13 protein-coding genes are annotated in these 15,020 nt (G+C 72.7%); 9 read left to right on the top strand and 4 right to left on the bottom strand.

Annotated elements, in window-relative coordinates; translation table 11 throughout:
• Window positions 1-52 precede the first annotated feature (52 nt).
• Window positions 53-1,027 carry an Ig-like domain-containing protein gene (locus IPJ95_19940; protein ID MBK7925878.1) on the top strand — a complete coding sequence of 325 codons (975 nt, stop codon included), beginning with the start codon at window positions 53-55 and terminating at the stop codon, window positions 1,025-1,027.
• A 70-nt stretch (window positions 1,028-1,097) separates the two neighbouring features.
• Here IPJ95_19940 and IPJ95_19935 read toward each other — a convergent pair whose 3' ends face one another.
• A complete protein-coding gene (locus IPJ95_19935) occupies window positions 1,098-2,684 on the bottom strand; it encodes a glycerol-3-phosphate dehydrogenase/oxidase (GenBank protein ID MBK7925877.1) in 1,587 nt (528 codons plus the stop codon).
• Window positions 2,685-2,717: 33 nt separating this feature from the next.
• Between IPJ95_19935 and IPJ95_19930 the strand changes: the two genes are divergently transcribed.
• The 6 genes from IPJ95_19930 (at window position 2,718) to IPJ95_19905 (ending at window position 10,765) form a co-directional block, all read left to right on the top strand.
• Window positions 2,718-3,281, top strand: a complete 564-nt coding sequence (locus tag IPJ95_19930) for a class I SAM-dependent methyltransferase (protein ID MBK7925876.1) — start codon at window positions 2,718-2,720, stop codon at window positions 3,279-3,281.
• A gap of 75 nt (window positions 3,282-3,356) precedes the next feature.
• On the top strand, window positions 3,357-4,643 hold the full coding sequence (locus IPJ95_19925; protein MBK7925875.1) for an acetyl-CoA C-acyltransferase: 1,287 nt from the start codon (window positions 3,357-3,359) through the stop codon (window positions 4,641-4,643).
• Complete coding sequence (gene fadJ / locus IPJ95_19920) at window positions 4,640-6,784, top strand: fatty acid oxidation complex subunit alpha FadJ (GenBank protein ID MBK7925874.1); 2,145 nt, start codon at window positions 4,640-4,642, stop codon at window positions 6,782-6,784. The genes IPJ95_19925 and fadJ overlap by 4 nt, the downstream gene beginning before the upstream one ends.
• Window positions 6,781-9,078, top strand: coding sequence for a protein kinase (locus IPJ95_19915; GenBank protein MBK7925873.1), 2,298 nt, complete (start codon window positions 6,781-6,783; stop codon window positions 9,076-9,078). Before fadJ ends, IPJ95_19915 begins: the two co-directional genes overlap by 4 nt.
• Window positions 9,075-9,908 (top strand): alpha/beta hydrolase, encoded by an 834-nt coding sequence (locus IPJ95_19910; GenBank protein ID MBK7925872.1) that lies wholly within the window; start codon window positions 9,075-9,077, stop codon window positions 9,906-9,908. The genes IPJ95_19915 and IPJ95_19910 overlap by 4 nt, the downstream gene beginning before the upstream one ends.
• Window positions 9,909-10,072: 164 nt before the next feature.
• A complete protein-coding gene (locus IPJ95_19905) occupies window positions 10,073-10,765 on the top strand; it encodes a hypothetical protein (GenBank protein MBK7925871.1) in 693 nt (230 codons plus the stop codon).
• On the opposite strand, the gene rho is transcribed toward IPJ95_19905, so the two are convergent.
• On the bottom strand, window positions 10,710-11,843 hold the full coding sequence (gene rho, locus IPJ95_19900) for a transcription termination factor Rho (GenBank protein ID MBK7925870.1): 1,134 nt from the start codon (window positions 11,841-11,843) through the stop codon (window positions 10,710-10,712). The genes IPJ95_19905 and rho overlap by 56 nt on opposite strands.
• Before the next feature lie 84 nt (window positions 11,844-11,927).
• Between rho and IPJ95_19895 the strand changes: the two genes are divergently transcribed.
• Window positions 11,928-12,341: a DUF393 domain-containing protein gene (locus IPJ95_19895; protein ID MBK7925869.1), complete on the top strand. Its 414-nt coding sequence runs from the start codon at window positions 11,928-11,930 to the stop codon at window positions 12,339-12,341.
• Window positions 12,342-12,357: 16 nt separating this feature from the next.
• Here the strand turns inward: IPJ95_19895 and IPJ95_19890 are convergent, their stop codons facing one another.
• Entirely contained in the window at window positions 12,358-13,260 is a 903-nt protein-coding gene (locus tag IPJ95_19890; protein MBK7925868.1) for an aminotransferase class IV, read from the bottom strand.
• 273 nt (window positions 13,261-13,533) lie between these two features.
• Here IPJ95_19890 and IPJ95_19885 point away from each other — a divergent pair, with 273 nt between their 5' ends.
• Window positions 13,534-14,172 (top strand): biliverdin-producing heme oxygenase, encoded by a 639-nt coding sequence (locus IPJ95_19885; protein ID MBK7925867.1) that lies wholly within the window; start codon window positions 13,534-13,536, stop codon window positions 14,170-14,172.
• Window positions 14,173-14,197: 25 nt separating this feature from the next.
• Here IPJ95_19885 and IPJ95_19880 read toward each other — a convergent pair whose 3' ends face one another.
• Entirely contained in the window at window positions 14,198-14,914 is a 717-nt protein-coding gene (locus tag IPJ95_19880) for an HAD family hydrolase (GenBank protein MBK7925866.1), read from the bottom strand.
• Window positions 14,915-15,020 lie beyond the last annotated feature (106 nt).

Here is a 15,020-nt window from a genome sequence, read left to right as displayed (position 1 = left end):
TCGGCCCCCCGCCCGGACCTCCCCGCGGGCGCCGAGACCTTTCGGAGGTTGCATGCGAAGGACAGCCTGGCAGGGCGCGCTGCTGGGAGTAGCCGCGGCGCTCATCGCCGCGTGTGGCGGCAGCGGTGGCGGCGGCAGCGGCAACAATCCCACCCTCACGATCGCCAAGGCCGCCGTGGCCAACGGCGACAACCAGGTGGCGGCGGTCGGCACCGCCCTGGCCAACAACATCCGCGTGGTGGTGACCGATGACGGCGACCCGGTGGAGGGCCAGGTGATCACCTGGGCCACCGGCAACGGCTCGGTGACCCCCACCCAGAGCACCACCGACCAGAACGGCATCGCCACCACCAACTGGACCCTGGGGAACATCGCCGGCGCCCAGTCGCTGTCGGCTTCGCTCAGCGGGGCGGTCAATTCCCCCCTGGCCTTTGCCGCCACCGGGACGCCCGGCGCCATCAGCACGTTCTCCGCGATCAGCGGGTCGGAGCAGTTCGCGGCGGTCAGCACGGCCTTCGGCCAGCAGGCCACGGTGAAGGTCGCGGACCAGTTCGGCAACGGCATCCAGGGCGTGGTGGTGACGTGGGCCGTGGGCAGCGGCAGCCTCACCCCCTCGGTGGGCTTCAACAGCACCGGCACCAATGGCCAGGCCTCAGTGACGGTGGTGGCGGGCGCGTCGGCGGGTCCGGCGCTGCTCAACGCCACCATCACGGCGCTCGCCACGGTGATCCCCTTCACCCTCACCGTGGTGCCCACCGCCCGGCAGGTGAACGTGGGCAGCGACTTCTTCACCAGCGTGACCAACGGGACCTCCGATCCCGCGGTGGACACCCTGGTGGTCGGGCAGTCGATGCAGTGGAACCTGGTCGGCGGCACCCACACGGTGCACTCGATCGGGCAGGGGTTCACCAGCAGCGGGAACCTCACGGGGGCGGGCTACACCGTGCAGTTCACCAACGCGGGCACGTTCACCTACGACTGCGCCATCCACGGGGCCCAGATGACCGGGACCATCGTGGTGCAGTAGCCGGCCGGCGGTGTCGATGGGGCAGGGCAGCCGCCGGCGCTCGGATGCGCCGGCGGTTTGCGTTGCGGACCTACGCGGACGGGAGCGGGTCGGTGGCCATGGCGTGGTAGCGGAGCCGTTCCTTCTCGATCCGTTCCGCGCTCCACCCCAGCTCCGCGCCGAGCAGCTCGGCGGTGCGGCCCGCCGCGCCCGCGCCCCGGTCGGTGGTCTCGTAGTAGAGGTGCAGCCGCCGCACCAGGACGTCCTCGACCAGCCGGGCGAACTCCCGCCGCGCCACGTGCACCACCTCCGCCCCGATGGCGGGGTGATCCGGGCTGAGCGGCGCCGCCAGGCCGCGCTCCTCCCGGACCAGGTTGAAGACCGCGGCGCACTCGGTGCCGAAGGTGCGCACGATGTGATCCACCGCGGCGATCGGCAGCCCGAGCTCCAGCCCCGCCTGGCCCAGCGGCTCGAGGTCGGGCACCTCGCCGCCGGGGAGCGGCTCGCGGTCGGTGGCGGGGCGCGGGGCACGGGGGCGGCCGTCGAGCGCGTGCAGCGCGGCGGTCACCTCGTCCACCAGCTCCGCCGCCATGGTGCGATAGGTGGTGAGCTTGCCGCCGGCGATCGACAGCATCCCCCCGGGCCCGGTGACGATGACGTGCTCCCGCGGGATCTGGGAGGCGCCGACCCGGTCCGGCGGGGCGATCAGGGGCCGGAGCCCGGCCCAGGTGGCGATCACGTCGCGCGCGTCGAGGTGGGCATTGGGGAAGGCGGCGTTGGCGGAGCGGAGGAGGTACACCACGTCGTCCGCCGTGGCGCGCACCGCGTCGGGGCCCTCGGTGGTGTCGGTGTCCGTGGTGCCGATGTACGAGAACTCCCCCCAGGGGAGCACGAACATCACCCGGCCGTCGATGGGGCTGGTGAGGGTCACCGCCGCCTCATGGCCCAGGCGGTTCCGGCGGACCACCACGTGGGTCCCCTTGGTGGGGCGGAGCAGCGGGGTGGCGGCGGGATCCTCGAGCCGCCGCAGCTGGTCGCACCAGGGGCCCGTGGCGTTCACCACCACGTGGGCCTGGATAGTGCCGGTGGCGCCGGTCAGGCGGTCCCGGATGCGGGCGCCCCGGACCCGGCCGTCGGCCTTCAGTAACTCCTCTACTGCCATGTAGTTCGCCACCTGGGCGCCGTGCCGGATGGCGCTCCGCGCCGTGGCCACCACCAGGCGGGCGTCATCGCACTGGGCATCGTAGTAGCGGGCGCCGCCCTGCAGGCCCTTGTCCCGCAGCATCGGCTCCAGCTGCAGCAGTCCGCGCTTGCCGAGGAAGCGGTGGCGCTTCACATTGCGGAAGGCGGCCAGCAGGTCGTACAGCCAGATGCCCGCCCAGATCTGCCACAGCGGCACCCGGTCGCCCTGGTGCACCGGGAAGACGAACGGCAGCCGATGCACCAGGTGGGGCGCGATGGTGAGCAGCACCTTCCGCTCCGCCAGCGCCTCGAAGACCAGCTTGAGGTCCCCCTCCTCGAGGTAGCGCAGCCCGCCGTGAATCAGGCGGCTGGAGCGCGAGCTGGTGCCGAAGGCCAGGTCGTGCTGTTCCACGAGGATGGTGGACAGGCCGCGCATCGCCGCATCCCGCGCGATGCCGGCGCCGGTGATGCCGCCGCCGATGATGAGCAGGTCCACCGGCGACGCGCTCAGTCGCTCGATCGAGGGTCGATGCCAGATCTCACCCGCGGGGCGCCCCCGCCCGTCCTGTACCTTCCCCGGCCCAGCACCTGGCTCGTGTGGCACGACTACCTCATCCGTCCGGGGATGCGGGTGCTCGACCTGGCCTGCGGGGAGGGCCGGCACGCGCTCAAGGCGGCGCAGTGGGGCGCCACGGTCACGGCGCTGGACCACGACGACGTCAAGCTGGAGACGGGCCGCGAGGCGGCCGTCCGGCTGGGCGTGCAGGTGGACTTCCAGGCGGTGGATCTCACGGGCGAGTGGCCGGCGCTCGGGCGCTTTGAGGTGGTGCTGCTGTTCAACTATCTTGACCGCGAACGGATGGAGGACGTCCAGGAACTGGTGGCGCCCGGAGGGCTCCTGATCATGGAGACCTACCTGGACTGGCAGCGGGCCCTCGGCTGGGGCCCGACCAGCGACGACCACCTGCTGCAGCCGGGGGAACTGGCCCGGCTGGTGAGCCCGTTCGAATCCCTCCACGGCCGGGAGGTCTTCGAGCCCATCGAGGGCAACAAGGTCCGCGCCGTCGCCTCGATCGTGGCCCAGCGGGCATAGCATAAGCGCGCACCGCGGTGCGCGGCAACGGTGCCGGCTCCCGGGCCGGCGCCCCGAGTACCCCGAGAACCTGCCATGGCTTCCCCCCGTCGTCCCGCGATCGTCTCCGGCCTGCGCACGCCCTTCGCCCGGAGCGGCACCGTCTTCAAGGATGTCACCGCGGTGCAGCTGGCCCGCCGCGTCACCCAGGAGCTGCTCGCGCGCACCGCGCTCGACGGCGCCCTGGTCGATGAGGTGGCCTTCGGGCAGGTGGTGGCCTCGGTCCTCGCCCCCAACGTGGCGCGCGAGGTGAGCCTGCTGCCGCAGCTGCCGCGCACCGTCCCCGCCTTCTCCATGAACCGCGCCTGCGCCTCCGCCGGCCAGGCCATCACCTACGCCGCGGACCAGATCACCCTCGGGCACGCCGACGTGGTGCTGGCGGGCGGGGTCGAGTCGCTCTCCGACATCCCCATCCTGCACAGCAAGCGGATGACCCAGATCCTGCTCGAGGCGAGCAAGGCGAAGACCCTGGGCCAGCGGGTGGGGACCTTCCTCAAGATCCGGCCCCGGGACCTCATCCCGGTCTCCCCCGCCATCGCCGAACCCTCCACCGGCGAGTCGATGGGGCAGTCGGCGGAGAAGATGGCCAAGGAGAACGGCATCACCCGTGAGGCGCAGGACCGCCTGGCGCTGCTGAGCCACCAGCGCGCCGCCGCCGCCACCCAGAGCGGACGCCTGGCGCAGGAGATCGCGCCCTGGTTCGGCGGCCGCGGGATGGACGAGGTGGTCACCACCGACAACCTGGTCCGCGGCGACACCTCGCTGGAGCAGCTGGCCAAGCTCAAGCCGGTGTTCGACCGCCGCTATGGCTCGGTCACCGCCGGCAACGCCTCGGCGCTCACCGATGGCGCCGCGGTGGTCCTGATGATGAACGAGGAGAAGGCCCGCGCCCTCGGCTACCGGCCGCTGGCGGTGGTGCGGAGCTACGCGGTGGCCGCCGTGGATCCCGGGTGGCAGCTCCTGATGGGGCCGGCCTACGCCGTCCCGAAGGCGCTCGACCGCGCCGGGATCACCTGGAAGGAACTCGGCCTGGTGGAGATCCACGAGGCGTTCGCCAGTCAGGTGCTCTCCAACGCCCAGGCCTGGGCCAGCCCGGCGTGGGCCACGAAGCTGGGCCGCAGCGGGCCGGTGGGCGAGGTCGACTGGGAGCGGACCAACGTCCATGGCGGCTCCCTCGCGATCGGCCATCCCTTCGGCGCCACCGGCGCCCGCATCGCCACCACGCTCGCCAACGAGATGGTGCACCGCGACGTGCAGTTCGGCCTCATCTCCATCTGCGCCCAGGGCGGGATGGGCTTCGCCATGGTGCTGGAGCGCGTATGACCGCCCTGACCCTCCGGACCCACGGCCGCGTCGCCGTCCTCACGCTCGACCTGCCGGGCGAGCCCGTCAACAAGCTCAACGCCCAGGTCAAGCAGGAGTTCGAGGCGGCGCTGGAGCAGGTGCGCGGCGACGCCGCGGTGCAGGCGCTGGTGATCACCTCCGGCAAGCCCGACAGCTTCATCGCCGGCGCCGACATCGAGGAATTCACCCGGCTCGCGGGCCAGGAGGCGTTCACCCGCCTCTCCCGCGAGGGCCAGGCGATGCTGCAGCGGCTGGACGACTTCCCCAAGCCGGTGGTCTGCGCCATCCACGGCGCCTGCCTCGGCGGCGGCTACGAGCTGGCGCTGGCCTGCGACTGGCGCGTGGCCACCGACCACCCCCGGACCCAGATCGGCCTCCCCGAGGTGCAGCTGGGGCTGCTGCCCGGCGCGGGCGGTTGCGTGCGGCTCCCCCGCCTGATCGGGCTCTCCGCCGCGCTCGGGATCATCATGCCCGGCAAGACCGAGGGCGGGTCCAAGGCCTTCAAGCTCGGCATGGTGGACGAGCTGGTGCCGAAGGCCATCCTGCTCGACACCGCGCTCGCGGCGGCGGAGCGGCTGCTGGCCGCCGGCGTCCCCGCGCGGCCGGCCAGCCGGCCCGCCCGCGGCGGGCTCATGGGGGCGATCTTCGACCGCAGCATCCCCGGGCGGATGTTCGTCTATCACAAGGCGCGCAAGGACACCCTCAAGAAGAGCGGCGGTCATTACCCCGCGCCCCTCGCGGCGCTGGCGGCGGTGAAGGCCGGCCTCGAGGGCGGGCTCGCGCGCGGGTTCGCGGTGGAGCACCAGAAGTTCGGCGAGCTCGCCGCCACCGACGTCTCCCGCAAGCTGATCGGGATCTTCTTCGCCACCACCGCGCTCAAGAAGGACGATGGCCTCCCCGAGGGCGTGACGGCCACCCCGCGCACGGTGGAGCGCCTGGCGGTGATCGGGTCCGGATTCATGGGGGCGGGCATCGCGGGGACGGCGGTGAGCAGCGCCGGCGTCGACGTGCGGGTCAGGGACACCGAGCTGGCCCGGGTGGGGAAGGGGCTCAAGGCCGCCACCGACATCCTCCACGGCCGGCTCAAGCGGAAGCGGATCACCCGGTTCGAGTACGAGCGTCTCGCGGCGCTGCTCTCGGGCGGCACCGACTTCACCAGCTTCCCGCGCGCCGACCTGGTGATCGAGGCGGTGTTCGAGGACCTCGACGTCAAGCGCACGGTGCTGGCCGAGACCGAGGCGGCCACCCCGGCCACGACGATCTTCGCCACCAACACCTCGACCATTCCCATCGCCGACATCGCGGCCCGGGCGGCGCGGCCGGCGAGCGTGCTCGGGATGCACTTCTTCTCGCCGGTGGACCGGATGCCGCTGCTCGAGGTCATCCCCACCGACCGCACCAGTCCCGACGCCATCGCCACCGCGGTGCAGTTCGGCCGCAAGATCGGCAAGACCGTGATCGTGGTCCGCGACCGGCCCGGCTTCTGGGTGAACCGGATCCTGATCCCCTACATGAACGAGGCCGGCCACCTCTTCAGCGAAGGGGTGCCGATGGAGCTGCTCGACCGGCTGATGACCCGCTTCGGCTTCCCGGTCGGGCCCATCACCCTGCTCGACGAGGTGGGCCTCGACGTGGGCGCCAAGGCAGGCACGGTGATGCACGCCGCCTACGGCGACCGGCTCAAGCCCTCGGAGCTCATCGGCAAGCTGCTCGCCGACCAGCGGCTCGGGCGCAAGAACGGCAAGGGGTTCTACCACTACCACAAGGGACAGAAGACCGGCCCCGACGAGTCGGTCTACGACCTCCTCGGCCTCAAGCCGCGCGCCCCCGCCGCCACCACCGACGCCGAGCAGCGCCTGGTCTACAGCATGCTCAACGAGGCCGCGATGGCCATGGGCGAGGGGGTGGTCCGCAGTCCGCGCGACGGCGACATCGGCGCCATCTTCGGGATCGGGTACCCGCCGTTCCGCGGCGGCCCGCTCCGCTACATCGACGACCTCGGCGCGCCACGGGTGGTGGAAGTGCTCCGCGCGCTCGCCGCCGTCCACGGCCCGCGCTTCACGCCCTGCGACACCCTGGTGCGGATGGCGGAGGCGGGCGGGAGGTTCTACCCGGCGTGAGCCGCGGCGACGACCCCTCCGCCGCCGACCCGCACGACTCGCTGGAGGCGCTGCGCGCGGCGCTGGCCGGCCGGTACGACCTCGAGGCCCCGATCGGGCACGGCGGGATGGCGGTCGTGCTCCGCGCCCAGGACCGCCGCCACGGCCGGCCCGTCGCCATCAAGGCGATCCGGGCCGGCCTGCTCGCGTCAGGGGAGTCGGCCGACCGCTTCCTGCGCGAGATCCGTTACGCCGCCCAGCTGGGCCATCCCCACATCCTGCCGCTGTACGACTCGGGCGAGCTGCCCGGCCCGGGCGGCGCCGCGCTGCTGTTCTACGTGATGCCGCTGGTGGCGGGCGGTTCGCTGCGCGACCTGCTCCGCGCCGAGGGCCGCCTCCCGGTGGGCCAGGCCATCCGCCTGGTGCGCGCGGTCGGGGCGGCGCTCGACTACGCCCACCGCCGCGGCATCCTGCATCGCGACATCAAGCCGGAGAACATCCTGCTGCAGGAGGGGGAGCCGGTGGTGGCCGACTTCGGCGTGGCGCGCGGCCTGTGCGACGCCTGCGAGCCGGCCGGTTCGGTCACGGCGCCGGGCATGGCGGTCGGCACCCCGGACTACATGAGCCCCGAGCAGGCCAGCGGCGACCCGGTGCTCGATGCGCGCAGCGACCAGTACGCGCTGGCCTGCGTGCTGTACGAGCTGCTCACCGGCCTGCCGCCGTTCACCGGCTCGGGGCCGCGCGCCACGATGGCCCGCCACGCCACCGAGCCGCCCCCGCCGCCGCGGGCCCGCCGGCCTGAGGTCCCGGCGCCGGTGGAGCAGGCGCTGCTCCGCGCCCTGGCCAAGGAGCCGGCCGACCGCTTCGCGACCGTCGCGGAGTTCTGCGAGGCGCTGGTGACCCCGCTCTCCGGGCTGCCGGACTACGCCAGCGCCGCCGCGCGGCGCGCCATCGCCGTGCTGCCGTTCACCAACGCGAGCCCGGACCCCGACAACGAGTACGTGAGCGACGGGCTCACCGAGGAGCTCATCCACGCCCTCGGCGCCGTGGAGGGGCTGCGGGTGGCGCCCCGCAGTTCGGTCTTCGCCATCAAGGGACGGCACCAGGATGTGCGCGCCATCGGCGCGCTGCTCGGGGTGTCGATCGTGCTCGAGGGGAGCGTCCGCCGCGTGGCCGACCGCTTCCGCGTCACCGCCCAGCTCTCCGATGCCACCGACGGCCGCCTGCTCTGGTCGGAGCGCTTCGACCGCGAAGGCCGCGACATCCTGGCGCTCGAGGATGAGCTGGCCCGTTCCATCGTCGGCACGCTCCGCACCCAGCTCGGCCTGGTGGGCGACCCCGGGCGCCGGCGCGCCGCCACCAGCCCGCGCGCCTTCCACCTCTACCTCCGCGGCCGCCACGCCTGGAACCAGCGCACCGGTGCCGGGATGGAGCAGGCGGTGCGGTACTTCGAGCAGGCCATCGCGGAAGACCCCGGCTTTGCCCTGGCGTACACCGGGCTGGCCGACGCCTACGCCCAGCACGTGGACTACCGCAACATGCCCGTGGCCGAGGGGCTGGGCCGGGCGCGGCGCGAGGCGCGGAAGGCCATCGAGCTGGACGACACCCTGGCGGAGGCGCACACCTCGCTCGCGTGGGTGCTGTTCATCCATGACTGGGACTGGCCCGCCGCGGAGCGGGAGTTCCGCCGCGCCATCGCGCTCGATCCGCGCTACGCCTCGGCCCGGCAGTGGTACTCCTGGTACCTCGCCGCCCTGGGGCGCACCCGGGAGGCGATCCTTGAGGGGCAGCGCGCGGTGGAGCTGGACCCGACCTCGGTCTCCATCCGGCGCAGCTGCGGCTGGCTCTACTACTACGACCGCACCCCCGAGGCCGGCGTGCCCTACCTGCAGCAGGCGCTGGTGATGAACCCGGAACAGTCGGACACCTACCTCAACCTGGCCGTGCTGCTCACGCTGGCGCGCCGGGTCGACGAGGCCGGCGAGGCCATCCAGAGCTGCCTCGACCTGAGCCCCGACGACGCGCAGGCGCTGCAGACGCAGGCCCAGATCGACCTGCTGCGCGGACGGGAGGCCGCCGCCCACGCCACGTGGGAGCGCTTCGGCGCGCTGGCCACGGAGCGGTATGTCTCGCCCACCAACTGGGCCCGGCTGGCGCTCACCCTGGGCCGCACCGACGACGCCTTCCACTGGCTGGAACAGGCCCGGGCCGAGCGGCGCGGCTGGCTCACCTACCTGCGGGTGGACCCGCTGTTCGACCCGGTCCGCGCCGACCCGCGCTTCCGCGCGCTGCTCGAACACCTCAAGCTCGCGTGATCCGCGCCCTGCTCCTGGTGCTCGGCGTGGCTGCCGCCGGCTATGTCGCCATCCTCGTCTGGCTGGTGGGAAACGAGGACCGGATCGTCTTCCAGCCCGAGCCGGGACCGGTGCCGGTGCCCGCGCTCGACGACGGGACCGTGATCGAGGCGGTGCAGTTCCCCAGCGGCGATGGCACCCCGCTCACGGCGTGGAGGCTGGCCCCGTCGCCGGCCGCTCCCGCCGGGCGCTGGGTCCTGGTGCTGCACGGCAACGCCGGAAACCTGGCCACGCCGGGCCGCCCCGAGCACGACCAGCAGCTCCACGGGCTCGGCCTCGGGGTGCTGGCGCTGGACTACCGGGGCTATGGCCTGAGCGGCGGCGTGCCCAGCGAGGCGGGGCTCTACGCCGACGCCACCGCGGCGTACCAGTATCTGCGCGACACCCTCCGGGTGCCGCCGGCGCGGATCCTGATCTATGGGCACTCGCTCGGCAGCGGGGTGGCGGTGGAGCTCGCCACGCGGGTGGAGGCGGCCGGGCTCATCCTCGAGGGGGCGTTCACCTCGGTTCCGGATCGCGCGGCGGAGGTCTATCCCTGGCTCCCGGTGCGGTGGATCGGGCACAACCGGTTTCCATCGCTGGCGCGGATCGGCGCGGTGCGGATGCCGGTGCTCATCATCCACGGCCGCGACGACCAGACCATTCCCATCGGTCACGGGCGCCGCCTCCATCAGGCGGCCCGGGCGCCCCGGACCTTCCTGGAGGTGGCCGGCGGGCACGACGACGCCTTCGAAACCGGGGCCCGGGAGTATGAGGCGGGCATCCGGCACTTCCTCGCGGGGCTGCCCTGAGCCTTTCCGGGGCACCGCTGCGGGTTCCGATCTGCCAGCCCTCCAAGCACTTAGCGCGGACTGTGACGGGACCGCTTGTTTCCGGCGTTCCCGGGGTCGAGCTTGGGGCGTCCGCCCCCCGGCCCGGGGGCGGCTTTCCGTCACCCCCGGGGGAGCGACACCGCGTGTCCGTACCGAGCGAGATGCCGATCCGGCAGTTCCCGCGCCCGCTGCGCACCCAGGTGCGGGTGGCGTACGCCGTGGCGTGGGAGGCGCTGGTGGCCAGCCACACCGAGCAGGCGCTGCAGTTCGTGGGGGAATTTTCGAGCCGCGTGTCGCCGCTGGAGGCGCTGGAGCTCTACCTGACGGTGGTGCCCGTCTCGGCGATGATGCACGAGCCGATCCGGACCCGGACGCTGGCGGCGCTGGAGCTCGACCACCTGCCCGCGCAGGCCGCCCTGCCGACGCTCCGGGGGTGGCGCGTGCTCCGGCTCGACCTGGTGGTGAAGCTCATCCGCTACCGGCGGGCCTACCAGGAGCGGACGCTCGAGCTGGCGCGGATGGTGGGGGCGCGGGCGTCGGAGGCGGTGACCGCCACCCACATCCGCAACGCGCAGGCCTTCGCGGAGCTGCTGGCGGGGCACCTGCCGGTGGGCCGCGCGGTGGTGGAGTACGTGCGCGCCTTCCACATGTCGCTCGGGGCGGGGCAGGTGGTGATGCAGCGGGTGAAGGCGGCGGCGGCGGGGAGCGAGCTGGCGCTCGAATACACCAGCCCCGCGCAGCCGGACGCCGACCTGCTGGAGGCGGCGCCCGAGGGCGAGCTCAGTCTACCTGCGCCACCAGCTCCGCATTCGTCGCCGAGCGCCGCATCAGCGTGAGCACCTGTTGCATGGCGTCCACCGGAGTCATCGGCGCGGTGCGGCTGCGCAGGGTGGTGGCCACGGCGAGGAGCGGCGGCGGGAGCAGCAGCTCCTCGCGCCGGGTGCCGCTGGCCTTGAGGTCGATGGCGGGGAAGATCCGTCGCTCGGCCAGCTCGCGACTCAGGGTGAGCTCGCTGTTGCCGGTGCCCTTGAACTCCTCGTAGATCACCTGGTCCATCTTGGACCCGGTGTCGATCAGCGCCGTGCCGATGATCGTGAGCGAGCCGCCGCCCCTGGATTCGTCGATGCGGCGCGCGCTGCCGAGGAAGCGCTTGGGCTTCTCGAGGGCCGAGGAGTCGAGCCCGCCCGTCATGGTGCGCCCGGTGCCCCGCTCCACCGTGTTGTAGGCCCGGGCCAGCCGGGTGATCGAGTCCAGGATCAGCACCACGTCCTCGCCCATCTCCACCCGCCGCCGGGCCCGCTCCAGCGTGAGCTCCGCCACCGCCACGTGCCGCTCGGCGGGGAAGTCGAAGCTGGAGCTCACCACCTCGCCGAAGCCGATCATCTCCATCTCGGTGACCTCCTCGGGCCGCTCATCCACCAGCAGGATGAGGAGGAGGGCGTTGGGGTGGTTCTTGGCGATCCCCTCCGCCACCGCCTGGAGCACCATCGTCTTGCCCGCCTTGGCGGGGGCCACGATCAGGGCGCGCTGCCCCTTGCCGAAGGGGCAGAGCAGGTCGATCACCCGGTTGGTGTAGTCGGGCTGGCCGTAGCGGCGCAGGCCGCAGTCGAGCCGGAGCGGGGCGTCGGGGTGGATCGCGCCGAGGCTGCCGAAGGCGGGCCGGCGGCGCATCTCGTCGGGAGGCCGGCCATTGACCAGCGAGAGGGACTCGACCGGCGCGGCCTTGCCGCGGCCGGGGGAGCGACCCAGCTCCCCCCAGAGCTCATCGCCGGTCCGCAGGCCGTACTGGCCCACCAGGCGGGGGGGGACGTAGTAGTCGCCGTCTTCGGGGAGGTAGCTGCACTGCCGCCGCCGGACGAAGCCGGCGCCGCGGTCGCTCAGCTCCAGGATGCCAAGTGATGGGGGGGTGGTCATGGGATGGCGCAATATACCAGTTTGGGTGTCATGCGGACGTCATTCGCGCGTCTTCAAGGCACCCTTCACCCCTGGGACCCGCCCATGACCCCGGCACCAGACCTGATGTTCTACGATGGCGGCTGCGGACTCTGTCACCGGTCGGTGAAGTTCGTGCTGGCGCGGGACCTCGAGGGCACCCGGTTCCGCTACGCCCCGCTCCAGGGGAGCACCTTCCAGGCGGCCTACGACCCGGCGCGCCGGGGCGAACTCCCAGACAGCGTCATCGTGCGCACTGCCGACGGGCGGACCCTGGTCCGGTCGCGGGCGGCGCTCCATATCGCGGAGCGGCTGGGCGGCGGGTGGCGGGTGCTGGCCCGGATCCTGGGGCTGCTCCCCACCTGGCTGCTCGACGGGGGCTACGACGGCATCGCGCGGGTGCGCGGGCGGCTCTTTGCCCGGCCGGAAGGCTCCTGCCCGATGCTGCCCCCGGAGCTGCGGGGGCGGTTTCTCCCCTAGCCGCCGGCCCGGGCCCTCAGCCCGCCACCACCGTGCCCTCGCGGCCGGTGAGTTCCCGGAACAGGGCGGCGAGCCGCTCGGTGATCGGGCCCACCGTGCCCGCACCGATCCTCCGGCCGTCGATCGTCGTCACCGCGGCGAGCTCCCCCATGGTGCCGGAGCAGAAGGCCTCGTCGGCGCGGTAGGCCTCGGTGAGCGAGAGGTCGGTGATCTCGAGCGGGAGGCCGTGCTCCTGGCAGAGTTCGATCACCGTGGCGCGGGTGATCCCCTCGGGGCAGGCCACCGTGCGCGGGGTGCGGACCCGGCCGCCCTCCACGAAGAACAGGTGGGTGGCGTTGGTCTCCGCGATGAAGCCGCGGGTGTCGAGCATCAGGGCGTCGTCGGCCCCGGCGACGTTGGCCTCGATCTTGGCCAGGATGGACTGCAGCAGATTGTTGTGGTGGATCTTGGGATCGAGGCAGTCGGGCGGAAAGCGCCGGATCGAGGCGGTCACCAGGCTGAGCCCCGAGGTGGCATAGACCGGCGGCTTGTGCTCCGCCAGGACGATGAGCGTGGGGCCGGCCTGGTTGAGCCGCGGGTCCATGCCGCTGGTCACCTTGATCCCGCGGGTGAGCGTGAGCCGGATGTGGACCCCGTCGGTCATGCCGTTGGCGGCGAGGGTCTTCCGGATCTCCTCGGTGATGGCGGCCGCGGCGGGGATCTGGGTGAAGGCGAGCGCCAGCGCCGAGTGCCGCAGCCGCTCGAGATGCTCGGTGAGGCGGAAGATCCGCCCCTGGTAGAGCCGCAGCCCCTCCCATACGGCATCGCCCCCCTGGACCACGGAGTCGAAGGGGCTCACCCCCGCCTGGTCGCGGTGCATCAGGGCGCCGTTGATGTTGACGAGGAGGTCGCGATTGCGGGGGTCGAAGCGCTGTTGCATGGGTCGCGGGGTTGGGGGGTGGAGGATGTTCCCGTGAGGTGGATCGGGGCGCAAGTGGCCGGTCTCCGGGCAGAACCCGCCATAGCCGATTGACAGCCTCGGCATTCCGCCGTATGATGAACCCGTGCCAAATTCACCTGAGAATCGTTCTCAATGTCCCATCCCCAAGACGGGGCGTCGCTGGATGACCGCGGCGTTCCTGTTCTTCCTGATCAAGGGGCTGCTCTGGCTCGCCGCCGGCACGGGACTCACGCTCTTCGCCTGGAATCGCTGATGACCACCACCGCCGCCGTTTCCATCATGGATCAGCTCCGCGAAACCACCGCCGTGGCGCACCGGGCCGCGGAGGCCCGCCCCCTGATGCGGTCGATCGGGCGCGGGACCATCGCGCGGGCCCCGTATGTCGCCAACCTCGAGCAGCTCCTGCTGGTGCATCGGGTGCTCGAGGCGGCCCTGGTGCGCGCCGCCGCCGCCCACCCGGCCTGGGCCGGGCTCGAGGTCGCGTCCCGCCTCCGGGTGCCCGACCTGGAGGCGGACCTGACCCATTTCGGCGGCTCGCTCCGGCCCGAGCCGCTCCCGGCGACCCTCCTCGCCCACGCCTGGATTGCGCAGGCGACGCCCGAGGAACTGCTCGGCGCGTTCTACGTGACCGAGGGCAGCACCAACGGCGGGCGGTTCCTGGTGAAGATGGTGGCGCGTGGGCTCGAACTCCCGGAGGGCAGCCGGGCCGGGCTGCAGTCGCTGGACCCGTATGGGACGGTGCAGCCCGAGCGCTGGGCGGCCTACAAGCAGGCCATGAACGGCCTGTCGCTGGCGGCCCCGGCGCGCGAGGCAGTGGTGGCGGCGGCCCAGGCGATGTTCGCGCACCTGGGTGCGGTCGCCGATCAGGTCGCGGCGCAGCACGCCATGTGATCGCCGCCCTCCCGGGGGCCGGCCCTCAGGCGCCGGCCCCCAGGCGGTGCCGGTACAGCTCCTCGTAGAGCGGCAGGCACTCCGCCAGCAGCGGCTCCAGCTCCGGTCCCACCTGCCGGGGCCGCGCCTGCCAGGGCTCGAACCCGGTGGAGCGCTCCACCGCCTCGTACCAGTGCCGGGCCCAGATGCCGTCGGTGGCGCGGCGTCCCGCCGGCCACGCCAGCATCCGCTCGCTGAACGGCACCTCCATTCGAGCGCAGAACTCCCCCAGCAGCCCGCGCGGGTCCCGGAGCACGTCCTCGGCGTCGAGCACCGGCGGGGTGACGCCGGTGCGGGCCCGGACAAAGCGGAACAGCTCCAGCTGCTGCGGCAGCCCGGTATCGCGCAGGATGGGGAGCCCCATCTTGGCGCTCAGCGACGGCAGCATCTCTGCCGGATGACGGATGAGGAAGGCGTTCCGGAGCGCCAGCAGCCACTCGCCCTGCAGGTGGGGGAGCCAGTGGTGCGCCATGTGCTTCTGGTAGTAGATGGCCCGGCCGTGGGGGATGGGCCCGGTGAGGCCGGCGACCACCAGGCGCCAGTCGGTCTCGTGGTGGCCGATGACCTCGTCCACGCCCGGGTGCGCCACCGCAACCTGGGTCAGGTAGTGGGCGTAGAGGGGTTCGTCCACCACCCAGGCATCGGGGCGGTTCTCCCACGCGCGCATCATGGCGGTGGAGATGTTGCGCGGGCCGGACCACATCGCGATCCGGACGGGGTCAGCGCGCATGATTATTCATCGCTTGTAGGCGTCGCGGCCGCCGGATATCGTTCTGCCCCCATGCACGCCCCCTCGAGGATGTCCTGAC

The sequence above is a fragment of the Gemmatimonadota bacterium genome, from assembly GCA_016713785.1.
In the GTDB taxonomy this organism is placed as follows: domain Bacteria; phylum Gemmatimonadota; class Gemmatimonadetes; order Gemmatimonadales; family GWC2-71-9; genus JADJOM01.
This window is presented reverse-complemented; position numbering and strand designations above follow the sequence as displayed.

What these genes read in the sequence shown, in the direction of transcription:
- IPJ95_19940 (MBK7925878.1), top strand. Translation starts at nt 53, where the DNA reads ATGCGAAGGACAGCCTGGCAGGGCGCGCTGCTGGGAGTAGCCGCGGCG.
- IPJ95_19930 (MBK7925876.1), top strand. Translation starts at nt 2,718, where the DNA reads ATGCCAGATCTCACCCGCGGGGCGCCCCCGCCCGTCCTGTACCTTCCC.
- IPJ95_19925 (MBK7925875.1), top strand. Translation starts at nt 3,357, where the DNA reads ATGGCTTCCCCCCGTCGTCCCGCGATCGTCTCCGGCCTGCGCACGCCC.
- fadJ (MBK7925874.1), top strand. Translation starts at nt 4,640, where the DNA reads ATGACCGCCCTGACCCTCCGGACCCACGGCCGCGTCGCCGTCCTCACG.
- rho (MBK7925870.1), bottom strand. Translation starts at nt 11,843, where the DNA reads ATGACCACCCCCCCATCACTTGGCATCCTGGAGCTGAGCGACCGCGGC.
- IPJ95_19895 (MBK7925869.1), top strand. Translation starts at nt 11,928, where the DNA reads ATGACCCCGGCACCAGACCTGATGTTCTACGATGGCGGCTGCGGACTC.
- IPJ95_19890 (MBK7925868.1), bottom strand. Translation starts at nt 13,260, where the DNA reads ATGCAACAGCGCTTCGACCCCCGCAATCGCGACCTCCTCGTCAACATC.
- IPJ95_19885 (MBK7925867.1), top strand. Translation starts at nt 13,534, where the DNA reads ATGACCACCACCGCCGCCGTTTCCATCATGGATCAGCTCCGCGAAACC.
- IPJ95_19880 (MBK7925866.1), bottom strand. Translation starts at nt 14,914, where the DNA reads ATGTGGTCCGGCCCGCGCAACATCTCCACCGCCATGATGCGCGCGTGG.